This window comes from Lachnoclostridium sp. An169, assembly GCF_002160525.1.
Lineage (GTDB): Bacteria > Bacillota > Clostridia > Lachnospirales > Lachnospiraceae > Mediterraneibacter > Mediterraneibacter cottocaccae.
This window is the reverse complement of sequence record NZ_NFKT01000063.1, coordinates 1-5,407: the sequence shown is the minus strand read 5'-3', so window position 1 is coordinate 5,407 and position 5,407 is coordinate 1. Positions and strand designations below refer to the sequence as shown.

6 protein-coding genes and 1 pseudogene are annotated in these 5,407 nt (G+C 47.3%); 6 read left to right on the top strand and 1 reads right to left on the bottom strand.

All coding sequences use genetic code 11. The features are described 5' to 3' along the window. Positions 1-104: 104 nt before the first annotated feature. The 5 genes and pseudogenes from tnpA (at position 105) to tnpB (B5F07_RS21970) (ending at position 3,189) form a co-directional block, all read left to right on the top strand. The gene (tnpA, locus tag B5F07_RS21990) at positions 105-515 is read left to right on the top strand and encodes an IS66 family insertion sequence element accessory protein TnpA (RefSeq protein WP_242972630.1); all 411 of its coding nucleotides are present in this window, start codon (positions 105-107) and stop codon (positions 513-515) included. After that, the gene (gene tnpB, locus B5F07_RS21985; RefSeq protein ID WP_072524981.1) at positions 509-850 is read left to right on the top strand and encodes an IS66 family insertion sequence element accessory protein TnpB; all 342 of its coding nucleotides are present in this window, start codon (positions 509-511) and stop codon (positions 848-850) included. The genes tnpA and tnpB (B5F07_RS21985) overlap by 7 nt, the downstream gene beginning before the upstream one ends. Before the next feature lie 142 nt (positions 851-992). Beyond that, positions 993-2,357: pseudogene (gene tnpC / locus B5F07_RS21980) on the top strand (IS66 family transposase); the annotation flags it as partial. A gap of 114 nt (positions 2,358-2,471) precedes the next feature. Next, positions 2,472-2,837 carry a hypothetical protein gene (locus B5F07_RS21975; RefSeq protein WP_087163308.1) on the top strand — a complete coding sequence of 122 codons (366 nt, stop codon included), beginning with the start codon at positions 2,472-2,474 and terminating at the stop codon, positions 2,835-2,837. Further along, positions 2,827-3,189 (top strand): IS66 family insertion sequence element accessory protein TnpB, encoded by a 363-nt coding sequence (gene tnpB, locus B5F07_RS21970; protein ID WP_140398077.1) that lies wholly within the window; start codon positions 2,827-2,829, stop codon positions 3,187-3,189. The genes B5F07_RS21975 and tnpB (B5F07_RS21970) overlap by 11 nt, the downstream gene beginning before the upstream one ends. A 390-nt stretch (positions 3,190-3,579) precedes the next feature. Here the strand turns inward: tnpB (B5F07_RS21970) and B5F07_RS21965 are convergent, their stop codons facing one another. Next, positions 3,580-4,317 (bottom strand): ATP-binding protein, encoded by a 738-nt coding sequence (locus tag B5F07_RS21965; RefSeq protein WP_087163307.1) that lies wholly within the window; start codon positions 4,315-4,317, stop codon positions 3,580-3,582. A 313-nt stretch (positions 4,318-4,630) separates the two neighbouring features. Between B5F07_RS21965 and istA the strand changes: the two genes are divergently transcribed. Continuing rightward, positions 4,631-5,407 (top strand): IS21 family transposase (gene istA, locus B5F07_RS21960; protein ID WP_140398076.1); only part of this gene is annotated, 777 nt, incomplete at its 3' end.

Sequence of the window (5,407 nt, the reverse complement as noted above, 5' to 3'; positions counted from 1 at the left end):
GTAAGCGCCAAATATTCCTGCGGATTTCCTGATCCTCAAGTTTTACCTATAATTGTAGTCGAAAGATATTTAGACTATTTCACTACAATTATGGAGGATAGGTTATGGCAGGTACTCGCAAAGCCCGGGTTCCGATGGCGGAACAGATCCGGCTTATCAATGAATGCCGCCAGAGCGGCATGACAGATGCTGACTGGTGTCGTGAAAACGACATTGCAGTAAGCACCTTTTACAACTGGGTCAGCCGCTGTCGGAAAGCGGCAGCGGATCAGATCCCGGCTGCGAATTATGGTCATCTTGAGGTCCCCCGCCCGAAACAGGACGTGGTTCCCATTGACATTGTTCCGGATCATATTCCGGAACAGCATACAGCATCACAGATGCAAAACGCGTACCTTGACAATTCACATACGATTGAAGTTGCTATAAAGGATATCACAGTCCGCATCAACAATGATGCAGATCCGGTCCTGCTCACCAGGACATTCCGACTGCTTCAGGAGCTCTCATGTTAGGGGATATCTCCGGACTTGAGAAGATCTACATTGTCTGCGGCTACACTGATATGCGGAAATCCATTGACGGACTCTGCGCTGTTATCGAAGACCAGCTCAAGATGGATCCGTCGTCCAGTGCTCTCTTTCTTTTCTGTGGAAGAAGACGGGACAGGATCAAAGCTTTGTTCCGTGAACCGGATGGCTTCGTACTGATCTACAAGCGGTTGTCTGTCCGCGGCGGCTATCAATGGCCCAGGAAGCAGTCGGAGGTCCGGAATCTTTCCTGGCGGGAGTTTGACTGGCTGATGTCGGGGATCGATATCGACCAGCCCAAGGCCCTCAAAGCAGAGTGAAAAGCATCTGGATTTCTCAAAAAATCCTGCACAGAAAAATCCGGAAATTCCTTGTAGATTCGGCATTTTTCAGGAGCCATTTTCCTTTAGTAACAGCTCCGTTTCTGGTATAATAAAGGTATCAAATCCGAGGAGAGAAACGATGGCTTCCAGTGCGAAAGATATCCAGCTTCGAGAGCTGAAAGATACAGTATCACAACTGAAAACAATGATATCTGAACAGACTGAGCTGATCAAATCTCTCCGTCTTATTATTGACGAAAAATCCAGTCACGAGAAAGCGCTGCAGGAACAGGTAGATTATCTGACCAAAAAGCTTTTCGGCTCATCCAGTGAAAAAAGATCCGATGACATTCCGGGACAACAGAATCTCTTCGATGAAGCGGAAATGGAACAAGATTCCTCTTTGCTGGAAGAAGAGACCGTGATCCGGGAGCATCCCCGTAAAAAGAAGGCAACCCATGAGGAACTTTTCAAAGGCCTGAAGGTTGAAAAAGTAGTGATCCCTCTTCCGGAAGAAGACCAGATCTGCCCGGTCTGCGGCACACAGATGGTCCTGATCGGCGAGGAGTATGTCCGCCGTGAACTGGAATTCATTCCTGCCACCTGTAAAGTGATCGAATACTACAGCCAGAGTTACGGATGCCCCTCCTGCAAGGACGGGCTCGGCGATACGGAAAAGCCTGTGATCGTAAAGTCTCAGGTACCGGCGGCTCTGGTTGGGAAAGGTCCTGCCTCAGCATCCACTATTGCATGGACCATGTATCAGAAGTATGCTAATGGGCTTCCCCTTTACCGGCAGGAGAAAGACTGGAAACAGTATGGGGCTCAGATCAGCCGTACCACTCTTGCCAACTGGATCATCTACTGTTCACAGAACTATTTCCAGCCAATGTATGATTACTTCCACCGCGAGCTGCTGAAACGCAGCTTTGCGATGGCAGATGAACCCCGGGTTCAGGTATTGAACGAGGAAGGGCGCCGAGCCCAGACTCAATCATTCATGTGGCTGTTCCGAAGCGGCGAGGACGGGCTTCCGTCGATCATCTTGTATGGCTATTCTCCGACCAGGAGCGGCAGCCATGCGAGGGAGTTCCTGGAAGGCTACAGCGGATACCTGGAAACGGATGGATATCAGGGATACAACAATCTTCCAGGGATCAGACGCTGCTCTTGTTGGGCACATATCCGTCGATACTTTATCGATGCCGTTCCCAAAGGAAAACAGTATGACTACAGCCATCCGGCAGTGCAGGGAGTCCAGTACTGCAGCCGGTTATTCGCCATTGAGGACTCCATTAACAAAAAGTATCCTGGTGATTATGAAAAGCGGAAGCAGCTGCGTCTCGAGAAGGAAAAACCTGTTCTGGAGGCTTTCTGGTCGTGGCTCGATCAGCAGAAGCCAGTCCGGAATACCCGGATGGAGAAAGCGGTGAATTACGTTCTCAACCGGCGTGATACAGCAGAGACCTATCTGGAAGACGGACGATGCAGCTTTACCGTAAACGCAAAATAGCGAGTACCTTTTCAAAACCATCAGATATGAGATAATAGACTCATCACTATGAAGTCAAAAAAGTTTAGTACTCAACTTTTTTGACCAGACTACAGGAGGTGAGTCATGAACTCTCATACAAGTTTAGTTGCACAGCAAACCCGTCTGAGCGAATGGGCTGAGATGGTCCGCAATTGTCAAAACCGCCCACAGGGTATGAAAATTGAAGAGTGGTGTCAGCAGCATGACATTACGAAAGCCAGTTATTATTGGAGACTCCGAAAAGTTCGGGAAGCTTTTCTGGCAACTGCCGGTAACACACCAGATTTTATAGAGGTTCCTTCTTCGGTAATCCAGTCAGAAACGATAGAGCCGAAGCATAAGACCGTTGCTGTGATCAGAGGTAAAAATCACCTTACATTTGAAATCACAGATCAGGCATCTGCATCCTTTCTTCGTACACTTTTGGGAGTGATGACGGATGCTCAATGATGGTACAGGATTCAAAAAGGTATACATAGCCACAGGTTTTACAGACCTGCGCCGGGGAATTGATGGGCTTGCGAGGATCATACGTTTCCAGTTCCATCTCGACCCTTATGATAAGAATACATTATTCTTGTTTTGTGGCAGGCGTACTGACCGCATAAAAGGGCTCCTGTGGGAAGGTGATGGATTCCTTCTTTTGTACAAGCGGATTGAAAATGGCAGTTTTCGCTGGCCGCGCACAAAAGACGAGGCACTGGAGATTACTGCTGACCAGTATCAAATGTTGATGCAGGGTCTGGAGATTATTGCCAGAAGTCCGATCGAAGAAGTTGTGGATCCGGCATTCTCCATGTGACTTGTGCAAAACAGAGAAAATAAAATCATTCCCATTCCTGTTGATTGATTCTGTGCAATATAAAATTTAAAGTTATTCACATCACAAAAGTTTTCTGTGGATTTTCATGTCCGCATGCCCCAAAGACTTTCCCAATTGTGGATAACAATCATAAATATCTGAATTTCCGGAGTTTTTTCTCAGGTATTTATGACTGTTATCCACCGTCAAAATGACGAAGGTGACAGCAACAAAAAATGGTGAAAATCCGCCGTTTCTGCTATAATAGCACTCAGAAAAGTGAGGTTCGGTTATGGCATGCATTCCGCGGAGCCCAGCGGACTCCGATGCGTTTCAGAGCGGACGCTGTGCGGAGCATAACGGACGCCCTGAAACGCCTATTATAGTCAGTTAGTTTCTGGGCTGGATCACTACGGTATAGTGTTTCGTTGCCCGTTTCAGTATCGCATTGGCTGATACTTCATCATTGAGGATCATCGAAGCCCAGCTGTTTGGCTCTCTTTGAGAGCACACAATCGTGCACCTTGACAGTTCACTGCGTTTTTCCATGACTTCAAAGAGGACTTTGATCTCGCGCTCATCCGTTATCGTGTGAAGCAGGAAATCATCCAGGATCAACAGATCCAGCTTCAGGTAAAAGCGTATCTTCTTCTGATATTTTGAGTAATCAGCCTGCTTCAGAGCGACCATGGTTTCAAGGAATTCTTCACAATGATGATACATAGCTCTGTAATTCAGGCAGGCCTGTATTCCCAATGCTTTGGCCAGATATGATTTTCCGCTGTCAGACGGTCCAAGAATACAAACGTTCAAACCTTCTCGGATAAAATCCAGCGATGACAGTGTAGCGTTGATATCGGAAGGCAGATAAACCCGCTCCACAGAATCTTTACACTTATCCAGCGATTGAGGACCTCCGGAAAGATGGGCACGTTTCAGCCTGTTCTGGAATCTTTGTGATGTTTTATTCTGGTATTCCGGTCCGATCACCTGTTCAAGCAGCGATACGGCATCCAGTTCATCAAATGTTTCTGAATGATACAGTGCGTCAAGTGATGCTGCCATGCATCCAAGTTTCAGTTCATTGAGTTCATCTACAAGTTCATTGATCCGATCAAGCTTTTTCATCACGCACCTCCCCGGCAAGTTTACTGCTCTTGGAGAGAAGCCGTTCAATGTCTCCGGCATGCGGGCTCATGACAAACGCCCCTTTATTACGTTCTTCGTTGAGCTTCGTATTGAAACCGGTGTTGATTTATAATTAAAACTGACCCAGGATTTACGAGGAAAATTGACCCACCTTAGAGTCGGGGAGTGAGTAAGTGATCCTGGTCCTGATACACTGTACCTTGAAAATTTAACACTTAGAATTGACCCACCTGATCAGTTACAGTAGAATCCGTTCTGTGTCTAACTGAGCACAGGATGGAGGTGAAAGAAGGTGTATGAGTTGCAAGATTGGGCAGCTGTCCAAAGAGTATATAAGCAAACAGGATCCAAGCGTGAGACGGCCAGGATCCTTGGGATATCCCGTAATACGGTGCGAAAACTTCTGAAGCTGACAGAACCGCCATCCTATCACAGGACAGACTATAAGTCCTGCATTGATGGATATAAAGAGCAGATCATTACCTGGCGGTGCAAGCCTTATGAATTTAACGGTACACGCATCTACAGAGAGCTGAAGACATTAGGCTATGAGGGAAGCATCGGCCCCGTTTATCGGTTTCTCCGTAAAGTTGATGAAGATATTGGACAGATCAGCTCCAAAGCAACCGTCCGGATCGAAACCCCGCCAGGGGATCAGGCCCAGTTTGACTGGTCAGAGTATTCTGTCGTAGTTGGGGGCAGGGAACGGAAGGTATACTGCTTTTCCATGATCCTTTCCGCTTCCCGAAAAAAGGCGGTATGTTTTTCGCTGAGCGATGACGCAGCAGCCATCTACGAAGCGATCCAGGAACTGTTCTATGATCTTGGCGGTGTCACGCTGGAGCTGTTGATTGATAATCCAAAAGCATTGGTGATCAGCAATAATCCAAAAAGCGAGGATGAGATCCGATACAATCCGCAGGCCCTTATGCTGGCAAAGCATCTTGGGACGGAATTGAATGCGTGTCCCTGTTACTGGCCCCGCAAGAAAGGAAAGATTGAATCCCCGTTCAAGTATCTGGAGCAGCAATTCGTGAAAGGGAATTCTTTTGCAACGATGGAAGAACTA

Bases quoted from the DNA above. Each gene is read 5' to 3' on its own strand.
- B5F07_RS21965 (WP_087163307.1), bottom strand. From the start codon at position 4,317: ATGAAAAAGCTTGATCGGATCAATGAACTTGTAGATGAACTCAATGAA.
- B5F07_RS21975 (WP_087163308.1), top strand. From the start codon at position 2,472: ATGAACTCTCATACAAGTTTAGTTGCACAGCAAACCCGTCTGAGCGAA.
- tnpB (WP_072524981.1), top strand. From the start codon at position 509: ATGTTAGGGGATATCTCCGGACTTGAGAAGATCTACATTGTCTGCGGC.
- tnpB (WP_140398077.1), top strand. From the start codon at position 2,827: ATGCTCAATGATGGTACAGGATTCAAAAAGGTATACATAGCCACAGGT.
- tnpA (WP_242972630.1), top strand. From the start codon at position 105: ATGGCAGGTACTCGCAAAGCCCGGGTTCCGATGGCGGAACAGATCCGG.